At 53.4% G+C, this 23,435-nt stretch carries 31 protein-coding genes; 1 reads left to right on the top strand and 30 read right to left on the bottom strand.

Going from position 1 to position 23,435, the window contains the following annotated elements; genetic code table 11:
* Position 1 precedes the first annotated feature (1 nt).
* On the bottom strand, positions 2-3,217 hold the full coding sequence (locus tag ACSBQQ_RS01740) for a host specificity protein J (protein WP_060437587.1): 3,216 nt from the start codon (positions 3,215-3,217) through the stop codon (positions 2-4).
* A 174-nt stretch (positions 3,218-3,391) separates the two neighbouring features.
* Here ACSBQQ_RS01740 and ACSBQQ_RS01735 point away from each other — a divergent pair, with 174 nt between their 5' ends.
* Entirely contained in the window at positions 3,392-3,679 is a 288-nt protein-coding gene (locus tag ACSBQQ_RS01735; RefSeq protein ID WP_060437586.1) for a hypothetical protein, read from the top strand.
* Positions 3,680-3,759: 80 nt separating this feature from the next.
* Here ACSBQQ_RS01735 and ACSBQQ_RS01730 read toward each other — a convergent pair whose 3' ends face one another.
* The 29 genes from ACSBQQ_RS01730 to ACSBQQ_RS01590 form a co-directional block, all read right to left on the bottom strand.
* On the bottom strand, positions 3,760-4,353 hold the full coding sequence (locus ACSBQQ_RS01730; protein ID WP_060437663.1) for a tail assembly protein: 594 nt from the start codon (positions 4,351-4,353) through the stop codon (positions 3,760-3,762).
* 47 nt (positions 4,354-4,400) lie between these two features.
* A complete protein-coding gene (locus ACSBQQ_RS01725; protein ID WP_072271588.1) occupies positions 4,401-4,733 on the bottom strand; it encodes a hypothetical protein in 333 nt (110 codons plus the stop codon).
* A 25-nt stretch (positions 4,734-4,758) separates the two neighbouring features.
* Positions 4,759-5,475, bottom strand: coding sequence for a C40 family peptidase (locus tag ACSBQQ_RS01720; protein ID WP_060437585.1), 717 nt, complete (start codon positions 5,473-5,475; stop codon positions 4,759-4,761).
* A 2-nt stretch (positions 5,476-5,477) separates the two neighbouring features.
* A complete protein-coding gene (locus ACSBQQ_RS01715; protein WP_049301621.1) occupies positions 5,478-6,230 on the bottom strand; it encodes a phage minor tail protein L in 753 nt (250 codons plus the stop codon).
* Positions 6,231-6,238: 8 nt separating this feature from the next.
* The gene (locus ACSBQQ_RS01710) at positions 6,239-6,574 is read right to left on the bottom strand and encodes a phage tail protein (RefSeq protein ID WP_060437584.1); all 336 of its coding nucleotides are present in this window, start codon (positions 6,572-6,574) and stop codon (positions 6,239-6,241) included.
* Positions 6,571-9,888 carry a phage tail tape measure protein gene (locus ACSBQQ_RS01705; RefSeq protein ID WP_060437583.1) on the bottom strand — a complete coding sequence of 1,106 codons (3,318 nt, stop codon included), beginning with the start codon at positions 9,886-9,888 and terminating at the stop codon, positions 6,571-6,573. The genes ACSBQQ_RS01710 and ACSBQQ_RS01705 overlap by 4 nt, the downstream gene beginning before the upstream one ends.
* Positions 9,889-10,119: 231 nt before the next feature.
* Entirely contained in the window at positions 10,120-10,485 is a 366-nt protein-coding gene (locus ACSBQQ_RS01700; RefSeq protein WP_060437582.1) for a phage tail protein, read from the bottom strand.
* 9 nt (positions 10,486-10,494) lie between these two features.
* A complete protein-coding gene (locus ACSBQQ_RS01695; RefSeq protein WP_230203727.1) occupies positions 10,495-10,749 on the bottom strand; it encodes an immunoglobulin domain-containing protein in 255 nt (84 codons plus the stop codon).
* Positions 10,750-10,754: 5 nt separating this feature from the next.
* On the bottom strand, positions 10,755-11,210 hold the full coding sequence (locus tag ACSBQQ_RS01690; RefSeq protein ID WP_033655098.1) for a hypothetical protein: 456 nt from the start codon (positions 11,208-11,210) through the stop codon (positions 10,755-10,757).
* A gap of 34 nt (positions 11,211-11,244) precedes the next feature.
* On the bottom strand, positions 11,245-11,637 hold the full coding sequence (locus tag ACSBQQ_RS01685) for an HK97-gp10 family putative phage morphogenesis protein (RefSeq protein WP_060437581.1): 393 nt from the start codon (positions 11,635-11,637) through the stop codon (positions 11,245-11,247).
* Positions 11,634-12,023 carry a hypothetical protein gene (locus tag ACSBQQ_RS01680; protein WP_060437580.1) on the bottom strand — a complete coding sequence of 130 codons (390 nt, stop codon included), beginning with the start codon at positions 12,021-12,023 and terminating at the stop codon, positions 11,634-11,636. Before ACSBQQ_RS01680 ends, ACSBQQ_RS01685 begins: the two co-directional genes overlap by 4 nt.
* Complete coding sequence (locus tag ACSBQQ_RS01675) at positions 12,010-12,348, bottom strand: phage head closure protein (protein WP_048796895.1); 339 nt, start codon at positions 12,346-12,348, stop codon at positions 12,010-12,012. Before ACSBQQ_RS01675 ends, ACSBQQ_RS01680 begins: the two co-directional genes overlap by 14 nt.
* Positions 12,345-12,671, bottom strand: coding sequence for a head-tail connector protein (locus ACSBQQ_RS01670; RefSeq protein WP_435012457.1), 327 nt, complete (start codon positions 12,669-12,671; stop codon positions 12,345-12,347). The genes ACSBQQ_RS01675 and ACSBQQ_RS01670 overlap by 4 nt, the downstream gene beginning before the upstream one ends.
* A gap of 8 nt (positions 12,672-12,679) precedes the next feature.
* Positions 12,680-12,973 carry a hypothetical protein gene (locus ACSBQQ_RS01665; protein WP_435012456.1) on the bottom strand — a complete coding sequence of 98 codons (294 nt, stop codon included), beginning with the start codon at positions 12,971-12,973 and terminating at the stop codon, positions 12,680-12,682.
* Positions 12,974-13,021: 48 nt separating this feature from the next.
* Complete coding sequence (locus ACSBQQ_RS01660; RefSeq protein ID WP_048796898.1) at positions 13,022-14,242, bottom strand: phage major capsid protein; 1,221 nt, start codon at positions 14,240-14,242, stop codon at positions 13,022-13,024.
* 15 nt (positions 14,243-14,257) lie between these two features.
* Complete coding sequence (locus tag ACSBQQ_RS01655; RefSeq protein ID WP_060437578.1) at positions 14,258-15,109, bottom strand: head maturation protease, ClpP-related; 852 nt, start codon at positions 15,107-15,109, stop codon at positions 14,258-14,260.
* 12 nt (positions 15,110-15,121) lie between these two features.
* A complete protein-coding gene (locus ACSBQQ_RS01650; protein ID WP_060437577.1) occupies positions 15,122-16,426 on the bottom strand; it encodes a phage portal protein in 1,305 nt (434 codons plus the stop codon).
* Positions 16,426-18,171 (bottom strand): terminase large subunit, encoded by a 1,746-nt coding sequence (locus ACSBQQ_RS01645; RefSeq protein ID WP_060437576.1) that lies wholly within the window; start codon positions 18,169-18,171, stop codon positions 16,426-16,428. Before ACSBQQ_RS01645 ends, ACSBQQ_RS01650 begins: the two co-directional genes overlap by 1 nt.
* The gene (locus ACSBQQ_RS01640) at positions 18,122-18,589 is read right to left on the bottom strand and encodes a phage terminase small subunit P27 family (protein WP_047574388.1); all 468 of its coding nucleotides are present in this window, start codon (positions 18,587-18,589) and stop codon (positions 18,122-18,124) included. Before ACSBQQ_RS01640 ends, ACSBQQ_RS01645 begins: the two co-directional genes overlap by 50 nt.
* Positions 18,590-18,712: 123 nt before the next feature.
* A complete protein-coding gene (locus tag ACSBQQ_RS01635) occupies positions 18,713-19,042 on the bottom strand; it encodes an HNH endonuclease (protein WP_435012452.1) in 330 nt (109 codons plus the stop codon).
* 122 nt (positions 19,043-19,164) lie between these two features.
* Positions 19,165-19,368: a hypothetical protein gene (locus ACSBQQ_RS01630; RefSeq protein ID WP_368927576.1), complete on the bottom strand. Its 204-nt coding sequence runs from the start codon at positions 19,366-19,368 to the stop codon at positions 19,165-19,167.
* A gap of 62 nt (positions 19,369-19,430) precedes the next feature.
* Positions 19,431-19,610: an Rz1-like lysis system protein LysC gene (gene lysC, locus ACSBQQ_RS01625; protein WP_074181246.1), complete on the bottom strand. Its 180-nt coding sequence runs from the start codon at positions 19,608-19,610 to the stop codon at positions 19,431-19,433.
* Positions 19,564-19,983, bottom strand: coding sequence for a hypothetical protein (locus tag ACSBQQ_RS01620; protein WP_435012449.1), 420 nt, complete (start codon positions 19,981-19,983; stop codon positions 19,564-19,566). The genes lysC and ACSBQQ_RS01620 overlap by 47 nt, the downstream gene beginning before the upstream one ends.
* Positions 19,980-20,606 (bottom strand): glycoside hydrolase family 19 protein, encoded by a 627-nt coding sequence (locus ACSBQQ_RS01615; protein ID WP_063990582.1) that lies wholly within the window; start codon positions 20,604-20,606, stop codon positions 19,980-19,982. The genes ACSBQQ_RS01620 and ACSBQQ_RS01615 overlap by 4 nt, the downstream gene beginning before the upstream one ends.
* A gap of 4 nt (positions 20,607-20,610) precedes the next feature.
* Entirely contained in the window at positions 20,611-20,889 is a 279-nt protein-coding gene (locus ACSBQQ_RS01610; RefSeq protein WP_033655083.1) for a phage holin family protein, read from the bottom strand.
* On the bottom strand, positions 20,879-21,265 hold the full coding sequence (locus ACSBQQ_RS01605) for a putative holin (RefSeq protein WP_033655082.1): 387 nt from the start codon (positions 21,263-21,265) through the stop codon (positions 20,879-20,881). The genes ACSBQQ_RS01610 and ACSBQQ_RS01605 overlap by 11 nt, the downstream gene beginning before the upstream one ends.
* 73 nt (positions 21,266-21,338) lie before the next feature.
* Positions 21,339-22,367 (bottom strand): DNA-methyltransferase, encoded by a 1,029-nt coding sequence (locus ACSBQQ_RS01600; RefSeq protein ID WP_435013196.1) that lies wholly within the window; start codon positions 22,365-22,367, stop codon positions 21,339-21,341.
* A 299-nt stretch (positions 22,368-22,666) separates the two neighbouring features.
* Positions 22,667-23,152, bottom strand: a complete 486-nt coding sequence (locus ACSBQQ_RS01595) for a hypothetical protein (RefSeq protein ID WP_342173462.1) — start codon at positions 23,150-23,152, stop codon at positions 22,667-22,669.
* A 1-nt stretch (position 23,153) separates the two neighbouring features.
* Complete coding sequence (locus ACSBQQ_RS01590; protein WP_435012445.1) at positions 23,154-23,435, bottom strand: hypothetical protein; 282 nt, start codon at positions 23,433-23,435, stop codon at positions 23,154-23,156.

Genomic DNA, 23,435 nt, shown 5'->3' with positions numbered 1-23,435 from the left:
GTTACAACCTCCCCATTCTCACCCGCAGATTACCGCCAGCGTCATAAACATTAATCTGGTCGCCGCGTATCTCCATGCGCCCATTACCGTCGCCGCCGTTAATCTGGATTTGCCCGGCCCCTGCACCGCTTTTATCCATCCTCCACCCGCTGGTCGCACTGAAATTATCAGACTGAATAAAGCCGCTGATTTTGGCGTTTGTGATTGCCGCATCCGCAATTTTCGCCGACGTGATAGAGGCGTTCTGAATGAAAGCGTCGCTGATAAACACCTGGCCGTTGACTACAGCGAACGGCGAGTATTGGGTGTCTCCGCTGCCGCTCATCAGCACGAACTGATTGGCGTTGAAACCGATACGGGTGATGACGGGTTTGCCGGTTTCCGCCAGCACGGCGATTGACATGCCCGCGTTGTAGAACACGCCGTTAACCCGCACACCTGATTTCAACGTGTGGATTGCCGTTGCGCCGTCGGCATCAACCGTGGCCGTCAGCTTGTCCTCCAGTACAGCTGTCACGTCGTCAATCTGCGCCTGCACCTGCGTAGACAGTTCGGCCAGGGCGTGATCGACTTCTGCTATTGTGGTTTTCACCACCAGAATATCAGCCCGTACCGTGCCGTACTGCGCCCACTGGTGCTCAACCGTCGCGTTGTTGGCCAGCGCATTCTGAATGATGGCCTCAATGTTTGTGTCAATGTCGCCAGTGAGGCGGTCACCGTCCTTATCCGTCAGGAAGCCATCGCCGATGCTCTCCAGGTAGTCACCGGCGTTTGCGTTGGATTGCCCCTTAATCCAGCCAGTCCAGTCGCCCTGGTTGCCGGTGCGGTCTTGCAGACGCGCGCGGAACCAGAACTCCTGCCCCGCTTTCAACCCGGTCATAGTGTGCGTGTGCAGCGGGTACGGGATATCGGCCAGCAACATCGCGTTATTCCCAGCGGCGTTGTCCGCATACTGGATTTCGGTTTTCAGCGTGTCTTCGGCCCCGTCTGGGAATCCCCAATCGAGCTGGATACCCCACAACAAAGGCGAAGCCTTGAAGCCGACCGGCACCGGAGGCTTGCCTTCTTTCCCCTTCAGGTAGGTTTCCGGGGCATTCGCCCAGATACTGGAAATCTCTGCCGCGTTTATGGCGCGCACACGGGCCTGATATCGGCCAGCGTAGATACCAGGCACTTCGAAGCCCTGCGTTGATGTTCTTGCCGCTGGTATCCAATTTCCGTTATCTCTCCGCCATTCAGCCTCGTAGGCAATAGCGCTCTCAGCCGATTCCCAAGTTACACGCAGGGTGGTTACCGCGATATTCTGGTTGATAGTTGAGAAGCTGCTGATCGCCACATTCTTCGGCGGAGGTTGCACGCCCGGAGGAATAACCGTGATCGGGCGATCCTCGATGCGAGCGCCGGTATCGATACGCGCATATTTGTTCGGGTCATGCTCTATGGCTGTAATATCAAACGACACGCCATCTTCATTTTCTGTAACACCGGTAACACGGAATAGCTGAATCGCCAGATCGGAGGCATCAACAGCCCAGACGCATTCCGCCACAGGCACTTCGCTGTATTCAGTAGTGACCGTAACAATACGCCCATTTACCGATTGAATCGTGCGAGCTTGCGACTTACCCGATGGTAGGTTAACGATCAGGCGCTCACCCACTGCCGCCGATGACTCACGATCAAGGGTAATATTGCGGCCAGAAACGGCACTGATGCGGCCACCCAATGGCCTACCCGCCAGCGTTTCATCTGCCACACCGATGATATAACCAGGCAGCGGAATGTTACCGTCCATACCTACGGTAAAATTAATCACCCGATCTTTATCATTGGTCAACAGCAACCAGCGACCACGGCGGATAGCTTCGGTTTCGCGGGTGCAACCGATCGCCGTAATGTCAGCCTGCTTGATGTTGTAGCGGCGGATAAGTGCATTTTCAAACACCGGCGCCACTGCGTCCTGATAGCCGTTTGCCGGGTCAGCCCAGCTGACCATTGCCATGCTGTAGTGCGTTTTCTCGCTGGCGCTGGAGTCTCGAAACTCCCCATCCTTCACGTTGGCGCGGGTGTAGGTGTAATCCAGATCGCGAGGCATATCAGCCAGCGCGTTCATGCTGTTCTTTGCCCAATAAGTCATGCCACGAAAGATGTTGGCGAAGTCGCGCAGAACCGTCCAGGCTTCTTCCTGTGACTGGATATAGGCATCACACAAGAAACGCGGCTCCAGCCCATCACCGCCCCGCCCATCCGGCACCAGCTGATCGCAATACTGAGCAATGGCGTACAAGTCGAATTTCGTCATTACCAGATTTTCGGCTTTGATACGCTCGCCGATGCTGTATCGGTCGTTAATCAGAAGATCGTAGAAAACCCACGCTGGATTATTTGTCCAGGCCCACTTGAACGAGCCGTCCCATGTGCCGGTATAAGAGCGAGTGACCGGGTCGTAAGTGGTCGGTACACGAACGATGCCCATTTTTGGCTCGCACGATACCGCTGGGATATTCTGGAACTGCTTTGCGTCAAACTGCACAAACAGCAATGCGGTTTCTGGATAACGCAACTTCACATCAATCAGTTCGGTAATCGACTCCGTAACCATTTTATCGGCGATGCGGTTACTGGTGCTGTTCGGTGTGAGACGCCGCACACGTACCTGCCAGCCGGTCGTCGCTTTTGGCAGGTCAATCCGATGACTGCGCTCATATTTCGTTGTTGTCTTACCGTCGATAGCGGTCTTCAACATTTCCTGATACGCGCCGCCATCCGTCGCCACGTCGATCGCATATTCGATCCGGTAGCCAACCACATCACCGTTATCCAACTGCTGCTGCAGCTGTTGCCATGAGAAGCGCAAACGAAAAGCTGACAGCTGGGTATTCGTCAACGAGCGAACCCACGGGGTCTGACTGGTTAACTCTGTGCCGACAGTGATCTCGTTCTCAACATCAGGCATACCTTGAATGTATTCCTGATCAGGTGTGCCTGGACGGAATTCCCACTTCACGCCGGGAAAGTTTTGAGTACCATCAGCGGCAATAATTGGCGTGCCATCAAGAAAAATGTTTGTGCCGTCCAGTCCTCCCTCCCATTCCCCCTCACCCAGCGCCAAAAGGATTTTTGCGTAAGAGGTGGATTGTAGGGAATCGGGCGATTCGGTAGGCGTTGTGGTGTTGCTACTTCCACCTTTTCGACCTTTTATCGTTACATTTCTCATATTGCACCAATGAAAAAAAAGCCGCGATAAGCGGCGTAGTGAATACACTGATCAAATATCAGGGTTTACTGATGAAATTAAGGTACTATCTTGTAATGACTCAGCCCGCCATGTAGAAGCATGAGCGTTTCAAATCAGAGGGATGGCTGATTAACTCTGTGAGCGGAGACTAAATTGGAAAGACAAATACAAAACATGACTCGTCAGATTGAAGAATTAAAAAGAGAAAACAACAAGATAAAAACTGCCGCTAACTTCCTATTACATAGCATTGTAGAGTTGCTTGACGAGCAAAGTGGAGAGGGGAAGTTTAGCGAAGCATTAAGAGAAAAAATCAATTCCGAACTGGATAAAATAACAATGGGAGGAAAACCAACAATTAAATATGCCATAAATGAATTAATGCAGCCACCTGTTAAAGTTATCTTTTCTCAAGATAAGGCAGAGCCTTTCTTAAAATAAGAAAATGCCATTGCCTTATAATTAAAAAGGCAATGGCCTTATTAATTATTGACAATGAGATGACTATATTTACTGACAGATTATTGCTGATCCTCCGCGTAGATACCAGCTGAAATGATTGCTCCACCGATACGGCGCTTGCCGTAGCCAATTGGAACGGGATTTCCTTGGGCAATGGTATTAACTGGCCCGCCGAATGCGTAGCTGGGTTTATTGTCCGGGTCTTCCCTTCGGGCTAATCCGTTTTGCATAGGTGAGAGCATTTGGACAACACCGCCCAGCATCATGGCTCCGCCCATCATCATTACGTTTGTTCCCCATGGTTGCCCATAACCAAACTGCGCGATAGCCCCTACAGCAACTAATACGGCTCCCAATATTGTCTGGAAAACACCAGCTTTTTTACTGCCTATAATCACGGGTGCTATTCGGATATCTTCACTTCCTATGAACTTAATTTCATCAAGGCCGATATTCCGTTTACCATTAAACACGGCAAACGTTAACCCTCTGTCTCTTGCACTTTGTAAAAATCTCTCAAAGCCAGGAATGGTTACAGATAATGCTTTTATCGCCTCTCTTGGTGTATCAATTACCAGCCTATGTACACGCCCAAATTTAGAGCCAAGCAAACCGTACAGCCTTACAGTTCTATACTTATTTTCACTATGCATAGTTAGCCCCGCAATATAATAACCCGCGTTCTGCGGGCTATCATTTTTTACAAACACCCCTTAGCATCTCTTTCCCAAAGATTATTAAACCCTCTGGAAACCGCATATACATTCACATTTGAACCGCCAGCACCATCTGGCTCGATTGTAGCCATAGATAATGCACCTAAACCTTGGGTGGTTATTCTAAACCCAGTTTCAGTTTCTATTACACTGGCTGTTGAGTTTATATCCTGCCATTTGGGTGCCAAGCATTTCGTGTATTTTTGTGGACTCTTTTTACTATGGGATGAGAAGATAGGTTTTTGATCTTCTAATTGTCCAGTTGTACAACCAGAAAAAATAGCTGTGGCAGCAATGGCTAAAATGATTTTCCGCATTTTGAAATCCCTTCTTATGTAGGATTCAAGATGATAGCAGATTAGCGTCGTACCGCAGAGTGATGATCGTCCGCGCCAGCCAGTAACCGCCATACGGCACGCGCTGGCTCATGTGTCCGTACATGTGGTGGATCATTACGCCATCCCCCAGGTAAACCGCAGCGTGATTCGGTTCATCAGCGCGCACCTGCATAATGATTACGTCGCCGACCTGTATTTCACCGGATGCCGGTACAAACCCGGCTTCGGCGTAATGTTTCATGTAGAGGTTTTCACCCCGTTCCCACCAGCCATCATCCCGTTCAAAATTGGGGAGAGATATATTACGCTCCAGTGCATACCAGTCCCGCACTATTGCGTAACAGTCCCAGAACCCATGCACGAACGGGCGGCCCAGCAGCGGTTTTATACCCTCTGTAGGCATCACCTGCCGAATGTCTCCCTCCGGCCAACTGGCTATAATCCACGGCAGCTGTGACAGGTCACATTGTGCAAGATCAAGGTGACTCGGTTGCGTCGTTGCATCCGGGTGGCTATGAACGATAGCGACAATATCGCCGCTATCCTCTGCCTCGGCATAGTCCTCCGGCGCCAGGCTGAATTGTTCCGTTGGTTCAGGAGCCAAATTACGGCAAGGCACATAACGCTGTCGCCTGCCGTTCTGCACCACCAGCCCGCAGCACTCCCGTGGATACTCCGCTTCTGCGTGCGCCATGATCGCACTGATAATGTGCTTTCGCATGATCACCTCTTCAGCAAGGCGGAGCCAGGGAACCCGCCGAACGGCAGCGGATTACCTTTCCCCCAACGCGGCTCACACCCAGTAGAGAGCAGGCCAGAGCATTCATCCTTAGACGGGTCATCGGTCGGGTTGCCGTCAGCATCAAAATACTTGTTGCCGGTATACCCGCACGACGCACCGCGATACTGACCACGCATGCACCAGGTGCAGAGGCCGTGGATTTGCCGCGTCGGGATCATTAGCCCTTCAAGGTCAGCGGGTGAAGACAGCGCAAACTGAATTTCTTTGTTGTTGCCGTTCAGCTTGTGATCGATATACCAAACGTCGATATCTTCCTGAGAAGGATCGGCCTCCGGGTTGCCCTCGGGAAAATTACGGGCATCAAGATAATGCGCGTAGGTGTCCCGGATCGTCACCTTTGCCTTGGCCATGTTCTGGTAGTACAGGCAAAGTGAGGCGATCGTGCCGTCGATGTTACTGACGGTCAGTGTAGGGCTTGGCGCTGAACCATCGCTGGTTACCTCAAGCCCTTCAATCTTCACAGGCCACGGCTTGTATTCCTGCCCCTGCCACCAAATAGACTTGGCCAGCAGCTTACCGGGGTCATCTCCGGCGGCTTCCAGTTCATCTTCAGAATGGGGGATTGTATGGCTGTGGAAATACAGCTCTGGCCCGTTAAATTTTGTGCCGTCCACGACGAACAGGCGTACTTTACTCCCAGGCTCCAGGCGCTGGTGATCGGTGATAATTGACATATTCTGTCCTATGGGTGGTAGGCGCGGGTAAACGTAACGGAAAGGGAATAGTAAGCGCCGCTGGCCTGCACGCTGAATTTACCAGCCTGATAGAGGCCAAGCTCAAACATCGGGTTTTTCCATTTAAAGGAACGGTATCCTTTATGTTCGCGAAGAAACTGAACGATGGGCTTTATCTCATCCCAGACGCCGAGAAACACAAGCGGCCAGCTTTCCTTCTCAGCGTTGATACCGTCGCCGGTGCTCTGCGCATACCCGTCTCCGAATTGTGTCGTTCTCACCACCGGCTCTATTTCACCGGTGGTGCCAATCCGCGCCGGGAAATTGAACGTTTCTAATTTCATCGGCTCCCCTTGATTGCACGATTAAGCGTTCCGCCCTGGCTCAGACTCTTGTTCAGCAACAAACGGAAGCGCTGATCGACATAGTTCGCGATATCATTACCCGCAGACTCAAATCCGCTCGTTGCCTGTACCTGGCTGGAGCCGTCAGAGTTCAGCGTAATATCAACGTTGATCAGGGTTTGATTACTCATAACGCCATTAGCCCGCACACCCAGCGAACCGTCCGCTCCCCGTTTGAGCGGCATGATCGCCTCCGGGCCAGCCTCGCCCATCAGGCCAGCGCCCTTGGCGAACGCAAACATGGTGGGATTGCTGACTATCTGCCCGCTATATGCACTCAGTGACGGCGACGAATAAACGCCGCCTTTGGCGTTGGCGAACATTGGAACAGCACCTGGATTATTACCACCACCAGCGCCACCGCCAAAGCTCATGAACGAAGACAAAATGGTTTTTGTCAGCAAAGCCTGTGCGGCCATTTCTATCAGGTTTTGCACTATCGATTGCGTCAACGATGAGAACAGCCCCACCATGCTGTCTTTAAAGCTCTGCGTACCCGTGAGCAATCCAGTCAACATATTGGTAGAGCGTTCCCGCGTTGTGTCCACCAAACCAATTTGTAACTTATTGATCTGGCTTTGCCCCGCATAAAGACTCATTGCCTGCTTATATTGAGCTTCGGTTGATTCTTGCGTTGCCGCCTGCATCAGCTGCTCATAACGTTGCTTGTCAATATAGCCTTGCTGGTAGTACGCCTGATATTGTGCCTGCTGCTGTACAAGTTGGTTGTTCAACTGGACGGAGGGATCTACGTCACCGGCAATATCTTGCCGTGGTAAAGAAATGGCATCAGCCTCTGCTTTCAGGCGTTGGCGAGCCATTTCTTGCTGCAACGTGTCGCGAGCAACAAGATAATCACGCTCAGTCAGTAGCCTGGCATCATACAATGCCTTCAGTTCGCGACTAGTTTCCTGTTCCTTGCGTACTGCAGCCTGTCCTGGAGCGTACTGTTCTGCCAGTTCCAACCGCTGACGCTGATAATTTTCCGCATTTAATGCCATGACACGTTGCACGTCGGCTTGACTGGCGCCAGCAGCCTTAGCAGTAGCCACCAATTTTGCCTGCGAATTTCGTTCTTCGAGATCGATCTTCGCAAGGCTGGTTGCATGAGCGACTTCAATTTCCCGGCGCAGCTGCTGATATTGTTTCAGCGCCTGCTGACCCTTTTTATCAACCTTGCCAGGGTCTTCGCCACCCCACGGACTAAGCGGCTTATCACTCAGGTTTTCCGTTTGTGAGGTAATGGTATTGATATCGCTGGCAAGCTGATTAGCGGTGTTGGCTACGCCGGTCTGAACGAGGAAACGGGCCTTGCCGACATTTTCAAGATTATCGCGAGTTTTCTGGATGCCTTGATTAACGGAGTCCAGATCGTTCTCTGCACGGGTTCTCGCAGCCTGCATTTCTTTCTTATTGCCAAACAGATCACCAACCCACCCCTGTTGATTGGTTTGCTCAATCTGTTTGTTCATATACTTCAGCTGATTTTGCAGCTTACTTTGCTCTTCCAGCTGGCTTTCAAGCTGATCGCCAAGGTCCAGCTCTTTGACTGCAAGCTGCTTGTCAGATAACTGCATCAACGCGGAGGTGGTTTCTATAACCGCGTCCTTCAGATTTATCGCTGAGTCTCTGGCATCCTTCGCCTGCTGATGAAAATATAGCAGTGCCGATCCAGCCAGCATGGCCGCGCCAAATGGACCACCTACCAACGCTAACGCTCCACGTGCAGCCCCCACAGCGACTGATGCAGCTCGAGCAGAGAATGACAGACGTTTGTTAGCTGCATCCAATTGGGCTTTAGCCACAGTAGCTGAGCGTGTTGCCTCAGTCTCCTCCCGAATCAAACGATTGTAGTCAGCGGTATAGCTGACGTTCAGTCCGTACTGCTTAGCCGCTTTTTCCATCGCACGAACGCGACCAAACTCCGCATCATTTTGTTTTAACGTGGCGTTGGCAGCATCAATAGTTTTCTGCGCGATACTTGCTTGTGCCAATGTGGCGGACTTAACTGCCGCCTGCTGTTCTCGCCAGGCACCTATACTTTCACGAATTCCAGCCGTAAGTTTTGTGGACATAATGGGGATCAGCGTATACATCGCTACGCTGGCCACCATATTGAAGTTGTCCGCCAGCCCGTTGATCGCCTCAGTCACATTCTGAACACCACTGCGCAGCGGCCCGACGCTCGCTTGCCCAACCTTGATGATCAATCCTTCAAAGGCACTGGTCAGCCCCATCAGGTCGCCGTTCAGGTTGTTGACGCGAGTTGCCGCCTGTTCATGCGCAGTCTGTGTGCCGGTCAGTGATTTGGTCAGGTCATCCAGCTTGCTGCGGTTACTCACAAGGATTGAGGCGGCGTTGATGTTCTCGAGGCCGAACAACTTTACCGCCTGCGCTGTAGAGAGGTTTTTCTTCGACAGGTTTTCCAGCGCGGTGCTTAGTCCCACAACGGAAGGTTTGAGCGTTTTATCAGTGCCTTTTTCAAGGTTAAGGATAACGTTACGCAACCCGGTTCCTGCCTCACCCCCTTTAATTTCACGCTCTGCCAACACCTGGATTGCTGCGTTCAGCTGCTCAAAGCCGATACCGGCCTGTGCCGCTGCCACGCCGCCATTCTTTATTGCGGCGGCCGTATCAGCAATCTCCGATGAACCGTACTTGGCACCGGCGGCCAAAACGTTAATGTAGCGCTCTGCCTGGTTAGCACTGGCGCCAAATTGGTTCAGCGAGAGGGCCAACGTCTTCGTCGCATCCGGCAACGTTGTCCCCGCCGCCTGCGCCAAAATAAGCGCGCTGTGGGTCGCAGTGGTCAGTCCGTCAGCCGTTTTCAGCAGTTCCGGCTTGGCGCTGGCCATAAGTTTCAGCGCTTCCGCCGCCTGACTGGCGCTGTACTCGGTAGTTCGCCCCATTTGCTGGGCTGCATCGTCCAATTGCTTCAGCTGAGCACCTGTAGCACCGGTGATAGCGGAGAGGTCAGACAGCGCCTGACCATACTGCCGGGTTGTCGCGATAATACTCCCCAGCGAGAAGCCTAACCCTGCAACGCCAGCCAAACCCGCCAGCGTCCCTTTAAGGCTGCTGACCGTTTGGCCGACACGCTGATAAGCCTCATCGGTCTTTTTCGCATCCTGCTGGGCTTGACGGTTAAACCTTCCAGATTGATCGCCAGCGGTGCGGTAAGCAGCCACCAGCTTGTTTCTAAAATTGGCGTCATTCAGGTACAACCCGACCGCCAACGATGCCACATCAGCCATTTCCAAGCACTCGCATAACGTCAGCACACTGCGCATCTATCAAACTTTGCACAGGCTGAACGGGTTGATGAACAGAAACATCCTCAGCAGCATCGGCAGTAATTCCCTGCAGCTTGAAGTATGCCCGCCAGTAATTCAGGATTTGCGCCGGCAACGCGGCTATTTTGCGTGGATCAGACTCACCCCAACGGTCTGCCAACTGGAAAATCAGCATCAGCCAGGGTGAGTCAGTCAGTTTTTTTCCGCTTCTTCCAGCGTACCGACAGCGTGACGTTTGACGGTGCTGATCGCTTCGACCAGTGTAGGATTGTCATGAGACTTCAACAGCTCATCCACACTGGGCAATGCATTTGCAGGAATACGTTTGCCGTCTGGCGTCATAAAGCAGGACAGCAGCAACTCAACATTGAGGCGCGCGGCCTTATTCATATCACCGGCCTCGATGGCATCTTTCATGCCATCCTCATTATCCTGCAGTTCTGAGGCCTTCAGGCGGCGGATAAAGGTTTTAGTGCCAAACATTGGCACTTCTGTCACGTGGTCGTCAGATTTCAAAAGAGCGGCTTTGAGCGCCTTCAGGTCATATTTCTCGGACATTGATATTCCTTATTTAACAGTTACGGTTGCGGTAGCGCTGTTGATGGTGTCTGACCGCTCGGCAGACAACACCACGCGATAAGTGCCTGCATCTGCCGCCACAACTGAGTTTTTGGTATAGGTGGCAGAAGTTGCACCGCTGATATCAGTGCCGTTTTTCTGCCATTGGTATTTAACGGGCTTGCCGTTACTGGAGGTAGCCGCAACAGTCAGGGACAGATTGCCCCCGACTGCCAGATCAGCGCTCTTCGGCTGGGTAGTCACGCTGATCACACCTTTGGGGCTACAGCTCCCCAGGTGTTGCTGTTCTGCTTGCCTTGCACTGTGATCTGAATGACTTCACTCGCCGGAGCGGTGATTTCGTTCATCTTCCAGCCTGATAGCGAGAGGATCGAGGTCGAGGTACGGCCGTTTGGCAGCTCAACATAAAACTGAACGGTTTCACGGTTGTCCGCTGCGGTCAGGAACGCCGCAAAATCGGTATTGGATGGATCGTCGATAAACCCGATCGACTTCTCCGCGCCTTCCGGCAGGTCGGAGATAAATTGCTTGGTGGTGTCGATAAGGGTCGTGCAATCGACAAAACTGCCGGTCTGCCCCATCTCGCCCACAGCCTTACAGTTAACCAGCGCCTTCATGGCCGTTGGTGCTGCGCCGACAGCGCCCCACTTAACAACCGTGCCAGCCGGAAGCATGGCGTACTCTGGCGACGTTTTATCAGCCATAATTTCCCTCACTTAATGATTGTGGCAGCGGTCGCTACCGGTTTTCGATGCCATAGCGGACGTTAGCCGCCAGGATGCGTAATACGCGGGTTTTGTTGTAATCCAGTGCCGGACGAATGAATGGTGAGGCAACCTGCTTAACCGTGCCGAATTCCTGCGCCAGCGCCTTCATATGGTGCACCTTGCTTGGGCCTACACGTAGAGTTACCTGCGACCGTCCACGTGTGGTTGAACGAATAGATATGCTGTCGCGCATGTGTGGGCCGCTGGCGGTATCGTCATAACCCGCATGCTGCTGCATATCTTCCAATACAGGCTCCAAAGCGGCTCTGCCTGCATCACGCAGAATTTTTGTAGATACGTCACGCCCCAGGGCTTCCAACTGGCGGGCCAATTCGTCCATACCCGTTACACCTATGCTGATCATGTGGCGTCCTCCGGGTAACAGATGACGTAATCACGCACCAGCCGGTACTGAACGCTGTTGTTGGTGAGAGTGGTTGCTCCCTGTTGCATCGTGCCGCGTGTTACCGTCTGCACGGGCCAGCGCCCAATATGCCCGTGCTGAATGCTCTCCCAGGCGGCGCAGATAACCTTATCCAGTTCAATCAGGCGCGCGTAATCATCAATGACATACAGCGCGACCTGAAAACGCCCTTGAACCAGTGCCGTGCTGGCTAGCCCGGTATCAACTTTAGGGTTGCTGATCTTCTGATACGTCACGCCTTCCTGTTCCGGGTCAGGCAGCAACAGCGGGTACGCTGGCAGGCTCGTTAGTGCCTCCAGTGCCGCTTTGATTTCATACTCGATCATGACGAATATCAGCCTCCGCCGTAATTAACAGCCGGTCTCGCTGCGAACGATCTGGCGCACGAACGGTAAAAGTTCGCTGCTGAAAAACCACCTGCCAATCAACGGTAATTTCATCCCGTGGCCGCAATGTGAACAGCATGGTTTCCACTACCTGCCCCTGTTCACCCGTGCGAATTTTTCGGTTGGAGATCGGCTCCGCATCCGCCCAGACCTCAGCGACAAATTCAAAGGATTTGACCGGTGCGCCGGTCTGCTCATCACGAACCGTAACGGGGCGAAGAAGCTTGATGCGAAACTCCAGCGAACCTGCGCGTAATGATTTCATAAGCCGTAAATCCGATAGGGTTGGAGTAAAGACTCAACAGCCAGCGGCAATTTTGATGCCGACATGCCAACAATCGCGGCCTCGCGGTTCGCGTACCAATGCCCGATACAAAGCAGCATTGCCGTGCGCACATCATCATCCAGCAGCAGGTGATCTTCGTCGGTATCGTATCCGGGGTCGGATTCGCTGGCGTAAAGGGTGCGGCGTGTATACATCTCAACATGCTTTTTCGCCGCACCGATGTAGACGCCGATTAGGGTGTCATCCGCACTGAAATCAGGTTCCAGGCGGCAATGCTCTTTCACCAATTCCAGTTCTAACATGGCTCACCTTACTTTTTGGATTTCTTGGCCGCTTCTGGCTGCTCTGGCTGCTCTGGCTGCTCTGGCTGCTCTGGCTGCTCTGGCTGCTCTGGCTGCTCTGGCTGCTCTGGCTGCTCTGGCTGCTCTGGCTGCTCTGGCTGCTCTGGCTGCTCTGGCTGCTCTGCAGGATTGTCATCACTCACCTGCTCGGCATAGCCTTTTTTGATCAGCTCGCGCCCGTGAAGCTCCTGTGTTTCGAACAACTCGCCGTCATTCACCACCCGGCTACCGAACAAGATCGGTACAAGTGCTTTAACTTTCATGGGTATCTCCTTTAAAGCGGCCCGAAGGCCGCTATGCGGTGAGGATAATTAGCCGCCGGTTGGTGGGGTTGGCACAGTGAAGGCACCGGTAACAAACGCTTCAGGTCGTTTGACCGCCAGCGCCACACGCTCTTCACAACGAATCGAGATCATGTTCTTCTCGAAGTCGTCGGCGTTCTCGGTACTGATCACCACGTTTGCCTCTTCACGGTCAAAGAGCTGTGCACCCGCGCTGAAAGCACCGGTCAGGAATTTACCCAGGAACGCCGCTGACTCCGTCGCGACAACAGGCAAGCCCCAGAGAGTCGGGCCGGTTAGCGCGGCTGGATTGGCGAGGATATAGCGGCCCAGCGAGTCCTTGAGCAGCTCAATCTTGGCCCAGTCGGTGAAGTGCAGCACATGGCCCGTTGATGGGAAGCGTGCCAGTTGTGCCTGCAACATTGCCAGGCGCAGATCGTCAATGCCGTTTTGCATCGCGACTTCAAACGCCGCCTTATACTTCGACGCCTGTGGCATGATGCCTTCCAGGTGTGCGCCGGTGCCGTCACCGAACAGAATCTCCTGCTCTTCGACATACTTCAGGCCGTAACGCATCTCTGCATCAATGGTCGATTGCAGCTGTGCGAAATCGTCCAGAATCTGCTTGGAGGCTTTGAACATATGGGCCAACGTGCGAACCGGTGTGATCTTTTCAGCGAATTGGATATCGCTGTACGGCTTCGTGGTATTTTCAGGAACAGCGGCGGCCTTGTTGGTGAAGCCGGTTTGTTGCACCCAATAAATCGTGCTGGAGCCGGTGGTGCCTGGTGCGATCAGGTCGCGAATAAACAGGCGTTGTTTCGGCGCGGTATCAATACCCGGCAGACGTTGCGGGGCCACAATCTGCCCAGGAACATCGGTAGAGATCAGCGTCGCGTTAACCGGAATGCTCAGCCGCTGAGAGGCCTGAATGCCGGAGGCAAAGTCTTTCAGCGCTTCTGCCGAAATCACCTGCTGCCCGACCGATTGAACCACTTCAGCCGCGCGGTTCAATGGCATTTGCGCCACATGTTGCTCCAGCTCACCCAACCCAGCCTTCAGCGTTTTTTCTGCCGCCTTCAGGGCGTTCAGTTCGGTCGCCATTTTATCAACGCTGTCCTTGGTCGCTGCGGACAGCTCGCCTGATTTTTTCGCCTCTTTCAGGGCGTCCTCGGCCTTGGCGTTAAATTTGCTGGTTGCATCTTCGATAGATGCAGTAACTTTTTTCAGAATCTCATTAACTTCAGACATAATTTCTCCAAATAATTAGCACGCCGCGCACAGCCCGCTCAACGCGGCGTTCAGCTTGGCAAGGATTTCAGGGGATGGTTCGGTAGCGCTCGGCGTACCCGTTGGTTCGGTAACAGCGCTCGGCGTGCTACCTGTTAAGGCTTTCAACAGTTTTCGGCGTTCTGACCGAGGGGTATTAGCCTTGGCCAGTATGGAATCCAGCTTGCGCAATGCTGCCGCCGGTGAGTCTTCGTCACTACTGACCGCATCGGATGACAACAGGCTATCGGCCAGCCCTTTCTCGATGGCATCACTACCGCCGATGTAGCTTTCGCCGTCCATCAACTGCTTGACGGTGTCGCTATCGAGTCCGGAGCGGGCGGAGTAAATATCCGCCATTGCGTTATCGAAAGGTTCGAGGTATTCCACCATCGCGGCAAAGTCATGACGATTACCGATCGCCACCACCCAGCAGTTATGGATCATCAGGAAAGCACCGCGGCCAATTTGAATCTCATCACCGGCCATCGCAATGATTGAGGCTGCGCTTGCAGCCAGCCCCAACACTTTTACGGTTACTTTGCCCTGGTACTCTCGCAGCAGGTTGTAAATCGCCAGCCCCTCAAACATGTCCCCGCCCGGCGAGTTAATGTTTACGGTAACGTCAGCGCCATTCATTGAACGCAACGCACCGGCGATCCGTTTCGCTGTAACGCCTTCGCCCCAGTAATCCTGGCCGATGACGTCGAACACCGAGATAGAGTTGTCGTTAGAGACAGCGGCCTTTAGACCGCCATTCCATCTTTCGAGAGCCGAAGGCAGCGGCTCACAGGTAACGCCCGCGCAGGGACGCCCCGCCGGTGCGACCGGAAGTCGTTTTTTTGTCATGGGGGATTGCTCCTACGCCGCTTTTCTCAGCGGTGACTGGTCTTCAGGAATATCGGGGAAAAGATAATTATGCAGCCGGGTGATATTGGCAGCCTGAGCGCCGAGGTTATTTTGTTTCAAGTCCTCAAGCGGGGTCAGGTTAAGCTGCACGGTATAGATTTCACCGCCAGGAATCGGCGGCAGGTTTTCAAGTCGGCGAACGTCGTTGCGACTCATCCAGCCATTCTGCAGAGCGGTGGTGTAGTACGCCGCGCGGCCAACACTGTCGGCACGCAACAAACCTTCCACCGAGAACTCAGCAAAGTAATCTTCATCGCTATCGAGCAGGCAACGTGAGATTTCTTGCTCGATGTTCACCAGCAGTGGGCGTAACGTGTTGGTCAGGAAAATCAGGTTCATCCCTTCAACACTCGATGCCCAGCTACTCTGCTTCGTCACATGCCCCACCATGAAAGGCGGCACCCGGAACCAGCGGCAGATTTCCTCAATGCTAAAGGCTCGGCTCTCCAGCATCTGCGCGTCTTCAGGATTCATCGTGACATTCTGGTACGATAAATCCCCCTCCAGCACCATCATTTTACCGGCGTTTTTTGAACCGGCGAATGCAGCTAAGTATTGGCGCAGACGCTCTCGCTGCTCTTTATTCAGCGCAACTTTCGAACTGATGTATCCTGACGTTTGCAGACCGTTTTCAAAGATTTTTGCCGCCGACTCATCAACAGCCATCGCCGCCCCAAACACGTCACGGCCCGAACTCAGCGGCATCATGCCGCAGACACCATCCAGACCAAAGCCGCGAATGTGCATCATCCGGTCTACGGGTATCACGCGCTTTTTGCCGTCCTCGGTGTAGGTGTACTGCAACTGCCCGGTATCCAGACGTTTAACCACCATGTTTTGAGGCAACAGCGGATTAAGCGCCACCAGCTTTCTACCAATCATTTTTTTCTCAATGAAGGCATTTCCTCGCAAACAGATGCTGGCCACCACCATCAACATGAATCGGGACGGCGTCATTTCGAGGTTCGGACGGCGGCACAACACCTGGTATGCCGGGTGATCCTGCGCCAGCTTACGAGAACCATCCGCCTCACGACGATAGACTTTCATCGGTAAAGTGGAAACCGATTCGCTGAGTAACCGAATGCACGCCCATACAGCGGAGAGCTGCATAGCCTTGTCAGCAGTGACCACCTTGCCGCTGCTGCTGGTGCCGAACCATTCTTGCCAGAATGTCCCGGTAGTGAGACTGATAGGAACACCCAGCCAATTTAAAAGGGCGCTTTTAACGCGCCCAGGTTGCTTGTTTTTGCCCATCAGATACCTACCATGATCGGATCATCGAAAAAGCCATCAATATCGCCGTCATCCTCAACAACGCCGTCAGCAGCACCGACGGCCATCGCCAGCCCTACTACGCCATCTATGCGGCCATTACTGCGCCGTTTGCTGAATACCCGGTTACCGCTTTTATCTTCTTCAATAACCGCGTTGGCCGCATTCCAGCGCAGACAAGGATTAAACAGGATGGTGATTTCTTTCTCGGTGATGAGTTGTTCGAGCAGCTCGATTGAATGCGGCATCCACAAGCCCGACTCCGCCGATTTGCCGAAGCCTTGCCCATGAGGAACCAACGGTACGGTCACCCCTTCATCCAGCAATTCAGGCTCGAGATAATCCATGTGATAACGGTCGAAAGCGATCGACCGAATATCAAAGAGTGCCGCCAGCTCGGCGATTCGTTTAGAAACGAAGCCGTAATCGATAGCGCTGCCCTTTGGCGCATGCAGGTACTTTTCACGTACCCAGGAATCATACGGAACGCGGTCATTTCTGGCCCTGTCGTGCAGCGTGTCGCGCGGCGTCCAGAACTCCACCAGCGCCGTCTTAATGCGCGGGAAATACAGCCCCAGCGCTGTCAGGTCGCGCTTGCCGGACAAGTCCAGACCGCCAAAACACTCTTCCCCTTTCAGGCTTTCGATATCGAATGTTTTTTCACATGCCATCCAGATATCGCCACCGATCCACGGATTTTCAGCATCCACCCATTCACAGAAATTAAGGCGTCTGACCAGGCTTTCTTTTGACGGCATGCCTCGCGCATCTTCCACCTGCTCGCGTAAATATTCAGGTTGGAACGTATGCCCCATTGATGGGTTGGCTTTTGCCCAGCAGGACTCATCCTTGAAAGGATCGTCACCCTCATCCAGAGAGCAGATGAACGCAAAGAAGGCATCGTTAACTTTCTGACCGGCGGCGAGTTGTTTGCCGTACTGGTGGTACTCGTAACAAACGCTGGTTTTATCGTGACCGCTGTTTGTGATCATGAAGATGAGCGCTTGCCTGCGGCCTTTTGTCCCGGCGCGCATCATCTCAACCACTTTGTTGTCTTTGTGCTCATGCACCTCATCAATGAGGCAACAGTGCGGACGCGGCCCTGATTGCCCATCATCAGAGCTGATCGGGCGGAAAAAAGAACCCGTTTGCAAAAATGCCAGGTTCCATTCTTTACCGGCCCCGCCGGAGGGATCGATACGTTGGGCCAGCGCCGGGGACTGGTTCACCATCGCCACCGCATCACGAAACAAGATCATCGCCTGGTCTTTTTTCGTGGCGGCTGCATAAACCTCAGCACGCGGCTCTTTGTCTGCAACCAGACAGTAGAGGCCAATCCCTGCGGATAATGGCGACTTGCCGGAGCCTTTGCCGGATTCGATGTATGCCGTTCTGAATCGACGCGTGCCGTTTGCTTTTTTCCAGCCAAACAGTGAGCCAACAACAAATGCCTGCCATCCAAGAAGGACGAAAGGCGCACCTTCATGTTCACCGCCGTTCAACTTCAGCACTTTGGCAAAGAAGTCAACCACGCGGCCAACAGCATCAACATCCCAATACAGCCCCCGGCTTTCACCTTCGGCTAAATCATTAAGGTGACGTTTGCAGGCGTTTCGGATATCAGGCCCGGCAATAATTCGCCCTTCGGTAACGTCCAGCGCATATTGCGTGGCTGGATCAGGTGCCGAAAAATTCGGCGAGCGGGTCTTCTTCTTTCTCTCCACCATTTACTTTCACCTTTGACCTGGCGGCAGGCGTCAGACCAAACTCCACCAAATAACTTTTGAAGCGGCGATCGGCGTCTGCCAGCATGGCAACCGCAGGGTTAGCCTTAATCAAAAAGCCCCCCTCCGTTTGAACTGTATAAGTTCGGCCCTCGTCGGCGATCGTGTTGCGCAGTTGCAATATGTCGGCGTAAATATCGCAGAGCCGCTCAAGCGCAAAAGTATCGGCAACGGTCAGAACGCCCATGCCGTCCAGCAGCACAGTCATTTTTCCCCAAGCCGTTTTCCCCCAGTCCGTCAGGTGCGAAGGTGGGCTGGGAATTTCTCTCGCCGGTTGCGGCTCTTTATCATTAAGTTTACGTTTGCCCGGATTGCCGGTGACCACCTTGAGGTGGGACGGTTTCGGGCGTCGTCCTGCCATCGGAACCTCCCAGAAAAAACTTTTCATTTCGCGGTTGTGCGCACAAATGACAAGCGGCGGTCTTTAAGGGCGAGAGGGGGGAACTCTTACCTCGCCCCTCCCCACCGCGTTCAAACGCCGCTGTCAGCGGTTCCAGTGCGACGCAGGGTCAAGCGGCAGGCCGTCGGGCGAGCACCCTATTACCTTGCCAGTCTTCTCCATACGTTGCTTTGTGGAGTCGTGGTGTGGCTTACATAAGCCTTGCCAGTTCTTTCGGCTCCAGAACAGGTGCTGAGCCTTCTTCATTTCCTCGGGCGTCTTCGCTTCTTTCATGCGGTGCGGCACGATGTGATCCACCACCGTTGCTGGCTCAAAACGCCCCATCTGCTGACACATGGCACACAGAGGATTCTCCCGAAGGAACACAAGCCTTTCGGCTTGCCACTTGCTGCCGTAGGGTTTCTTGATGCTCATACGGAACTTCCTGCTAGTTAGTTGGATACAACCCCGACGATGTAGCAAACCACCATGTGGGTATTCAGAGCGTTTATTCTGTCAAAGGCACTCGATGAATGCCTTTTGCAGAATTTTATAAATTAGGCCAACTGCAAAACGCCGTGCTCTTTCGACTCCGAGTAAGCGATCAGGCCGCTGTACTCCGGCACGTGCTTACCATCATCCGCCTCGAACGCATCAATAAGTCCATGCGTAATGGTGTATGACGGCTGACCGTCTTCAGCTGCAAACCGGGCCAGCTCTTTGATTTGCTCTTGAGTCAGCACAATCTTGCTGACCTCCATCTCTTCCATGCGGCGGCGCTTCTCTTCGAGATAGCGCTTGCGGCGCTCGTAAAACTGCTTGCTCATTGCTCTCTCCCGGCGCTCTGCGCCCACTTGATTAACGCCTCCATGCGTGAGGCGCACACCTTCATTTCGCCTTGTTTGGCGTGCAGCGCTGTCACTGCATCACCGAACGTCGTGCCGGTGAACGGCGCGTCATCGCACTGTTGCAGCAGCACCGCTGGCGGCAGGACGTAAATCATCTGCGTGCTCTGCGGCTTTGGCCTGTCCGCGCAGGATGTTGAGAGCAGCACTAGGCAGAGGCTTGTTGCTACAGCCGCTCGCGTCCAGAGCCTCGCGCAACGCTTTGTTTTCTGCATCAGCCTTTCCCCTCAGTTTCCGCTCTTTTTCCAACTGGGCGGTGCTCGCTTGCCTGTCAGCGTCGGAAGCCTGTTTCATCGCCACCAGCGCCGCGTCTTTGGTATCCAGCTTTTCTACCAGCGCGCCGTTGTCCCTTTTGGATTTATCCAGGTCATCGCGCAGAGAAAGCGTGTAGAACACCAGCACAGCGGCCAGCAGCGCCACCAGCAGAGGCCACGCCTTGATCATTACATCCCACCACCAGCGCCAGCTCATAACAGCACCTTGCAAGCACGCTCGAAGCGTTCGCGTCTGTCCTGCAGGCCGTTAGTCCCGCCGTTAATACGCCGCGTGGTCAACTCGACATCACCAGCGTTGCGACCACAGTCGTTAGCTTTCCAGTACCAGCCAGCCGAACGCATGCCGTTCAGGTCTTCTTCCAACAGCTCAGGATGACCAACCAGGTCAAGCTTCAGCGCCGGGCCGCAAGCCATGTAATTTTTCAGGCCGGTCGTTTGCATAGGCCCGCGTCCGCGATACTTCCAGCCGTCGCCGCTGGCGCTGTTACCCATTCGTCCGCCGTAGACCAGATTGGCAATAGCTTCCTGCTTGGCTGGCTGCTGGGCTGTACGCCCCAACATCCGGCACTGATAGTCAGTCAGCCGCTTGGCTTTCGATTTAGGGCCGAATGTAGCGATCAAGCCATCAACGCTGTAGTTGAATGATTCGACCTTGGCCGTGAAGCCGTTCGACTCATGGCCGATTTGAGCGATAAACATCGCCTGCTCTAACGGCTTGTTGATGCCGAATTCTGCAAAAGTTACGAGCAGATGCGGATACCAGCGCGCAGCTAACCCGGCGCTGATACCTGCCGCCCGTTGAAAGTCGTTTTGTGTCATAGGTCTATCTCAAGAAAGGTTTAGCCAGGTGCATGACATTCCCGCGTGCCGCCAGCACCGTGACGCAAAACGCGATATTGATGAATGTCTCCGACCAATCTGCACAAACGTACTCACCGGTCAGGATGCGGATTGGTACGGACGCCGCCGCGATAATGAGGAAATAAGCCGCCCATGCGGCTAATGGCCGATGAGTGCCACCAGCCCTGCGAAATGTCATCAGACGCAACGCGATAGCAGTGCAGGCCACCGCATTCACAATCAAGATAATTTCACTGGCCATCACCACTACCTCCCCGCAGCCGCTTAAACCACTGCCCCGGATTTTCCGACTGCTTGCTGATGTACATGAAGATGCGAACCGCCACAGCAGCAGCAACTACAGCACCCAGCGGCCTTTCTGCGTGAATAGCGTCCGGGGTCAGGTAGTTGATGGCGTCAGTGACGAACCCAGCCGCCAACGTGCCAATCATGAATGATGCCAGGAACGACGCCAGACGATGCCAGATTGAAAGATCAGCTGCCGACAAGACATAAATCACAGCACCAGCGAAAGCCCCGATGATTACGCCCGTATCTGCTCCAGCCACCAGCCCAGCAATAGTGATACCGCCAATCATGTAAGTCCCTGCGGCGGTACTGGTTACCGGTTCGGACATGAGTTATCTCCTGTGTTAGCTCAGCCGATGCCGGGCGTTAGATGCAAAAAGCCCCAGCAAATGCCAGGGCCGTTCAGTTTTCCGGGAATATCTCCCGTTGTGTTTGTTCGAACCGTTCAGACTCCAGCTCTACACCCAGGCCGATACGGCCCAGCTTGATAGCTGCCTTGATGGTTGAGCCAGAACCCATGAAGAAGTCGGCCACCACGTCACCGGGGCGGCTACTGGCGCTGATGATGTGCTCCATCATTTCGGCAGGCTTTTCACAGGGGTGCTTGCCAGGGTAGAAGGCCACCGGCGGATAGTGCCAAACGTCAGTGTAGGGAACTGCTGCCGTTACCGTGAATGGGCGGCGGAGCGATCGGTATTCCTGGCACAATTCCAAATATTCGCGCTTCAGCGTCCGGTATTCTCGCACCAGCTCATGATGGGGCCGATTCAATCCACCAGCCTGCTGCCGCTCTTTTGCGATGCGGTCAAATAACGCCTGGAGTGCCTGATACTGCTTTTCGCTTGGCAATTGCCATTGGCTCTCTGAGAACCAGTGGCTGCACATCTGCGTTTTTGTTGCCGCGTTGATTTCCTTCGCTGACACGCCGAGGGATTGCCGGGCCGTTCTGAAATAATCAATCAGCGGCTTAAAGACGTTTTGCTTCAACTCTCCACACTTCGCGGCGAAGCCGTTTGCCTTCGGTTGTAGAGGCCCGGCATAGTGACCGGCGAAAATGATCCGCTCAGTCGATGGGAAGAAAGCGCGCAAGTCTTCTTTGTGATGTCGCTTCCAAACACCAGTGGGTTTAGCCCACACGATATGGCTCAGTACGTCGAAACGTTGACGCACCAGCAGCTCAGTATCGGACGCCAACCGGCTACCGCAGAACATGTAAAGGCTACCGTTCGGTTTCAGCACCCGCCAGAATTCCACCAGCAACGCATCCAGCCAGGCGAGATACTCGGCCTCGCTCTTCCACTGGTTATCCCAATCGCAAGATTTAACCCGGAAGTAAGGCGGGTCGGTTGCTATCAGGTCTATGGAGTTGTCCGGCAGGGTTTTGATAAACGCTGTTGTGTCAGCGTTGATAAGACGTGTTTCTGAAATCATAAGCGCCCTTAGTTGATACGCTCGTCCTGCTGTTAGCAGCACGGGCAAAGGTTCGCTTGTGACCATTGACATGAGCACCTGGCGGACGGGGTGTTACCTCACCCTCTCCGCCGCCCACTTCACAAACATTAAGGCGAAGCCCCATCACCCCGCTGCCGACACAACCCCTCAGTTGGGACACCGGTTAATGTTGGATGAGGCTTCGCTTTAATTTTTCGAGCAAGTTCCCGGTAGTTCGCTACCAAAGAAAAAGCCCCAGCAACATTGCCGGGGCTACATAGTCGTTATTGTCGTTGCATTCAGTGCTGATGGCCGGTCTTAAAGCCCATCAAGTACTGCTCTTGAGCCAGATCTTCTGTGATTTTAACTGGAACTGCGGATGAACACGAAGTTCTCCAGCGAGCATACTCGAAAATGATTCGGTTAAACTTCCAGTTGATGCAAAACATCATGTTAATTATTTCACCCAGCTCTTCACGAGCATCCTCATAAAGCGCTTCTTCTTTCTCATGTTCAGCGAGAATTTTATCTAGCTCTTCACGGGCCTCAGGATTGTCCTGGCAACGTATTGTGAAATTCATCATGAAGATCGGTAATTTTACCGACAGGGCATCCTCAAACGCATTCTGCGCAACTTCCTTCATGCGGATGCTAGCATCAGGTCGCTCAATGAAACTGATTACACGGTTAAGCATGAAATGCCGACGGATGAAAACCGCTCTTGCATACATAAATGCTTGAACAATGATCGCGAGTACAATTACGATTGGTACGATAGTTTCCATATCATCCACCTGCTGTAGTTGTGTTGTTGACCACTTCTTGAGGGACTTCTTTTTTCAAAGCTTCTCGTTCTTTTTCAATCTTTAGCTTGCCGAGAACCCGCTCGTTGTCCAGCGCCGTCATTTTGTAAGCAAATCTCAAGATCAGAAACAACGGTATAGAACCCATCAGCAGAAGATAGCCCGTCGATGCAACGATAGGGTTTTTTTCATAAAACTCTAAGTTAGCAGCAAAAAATACCTTTGCTACCTCGCCGCCCCAACTTGCTGCGTTCTCGTTTGCCAT

The organism is Serratia sp. G204Y (assembly GCF_051172435.1).
In the GTDB taxonomy this organism is placed as follows: domain Bacteria; phylum Pseudomonadota; class Gammaproteobacteria; order Enterobacterales; family Enterobacteriaceae; genus Serratia; species Serratia sarumanii.
This window is presented reverse-complemented; position numbering and strand designations above follow the sequence as displayed.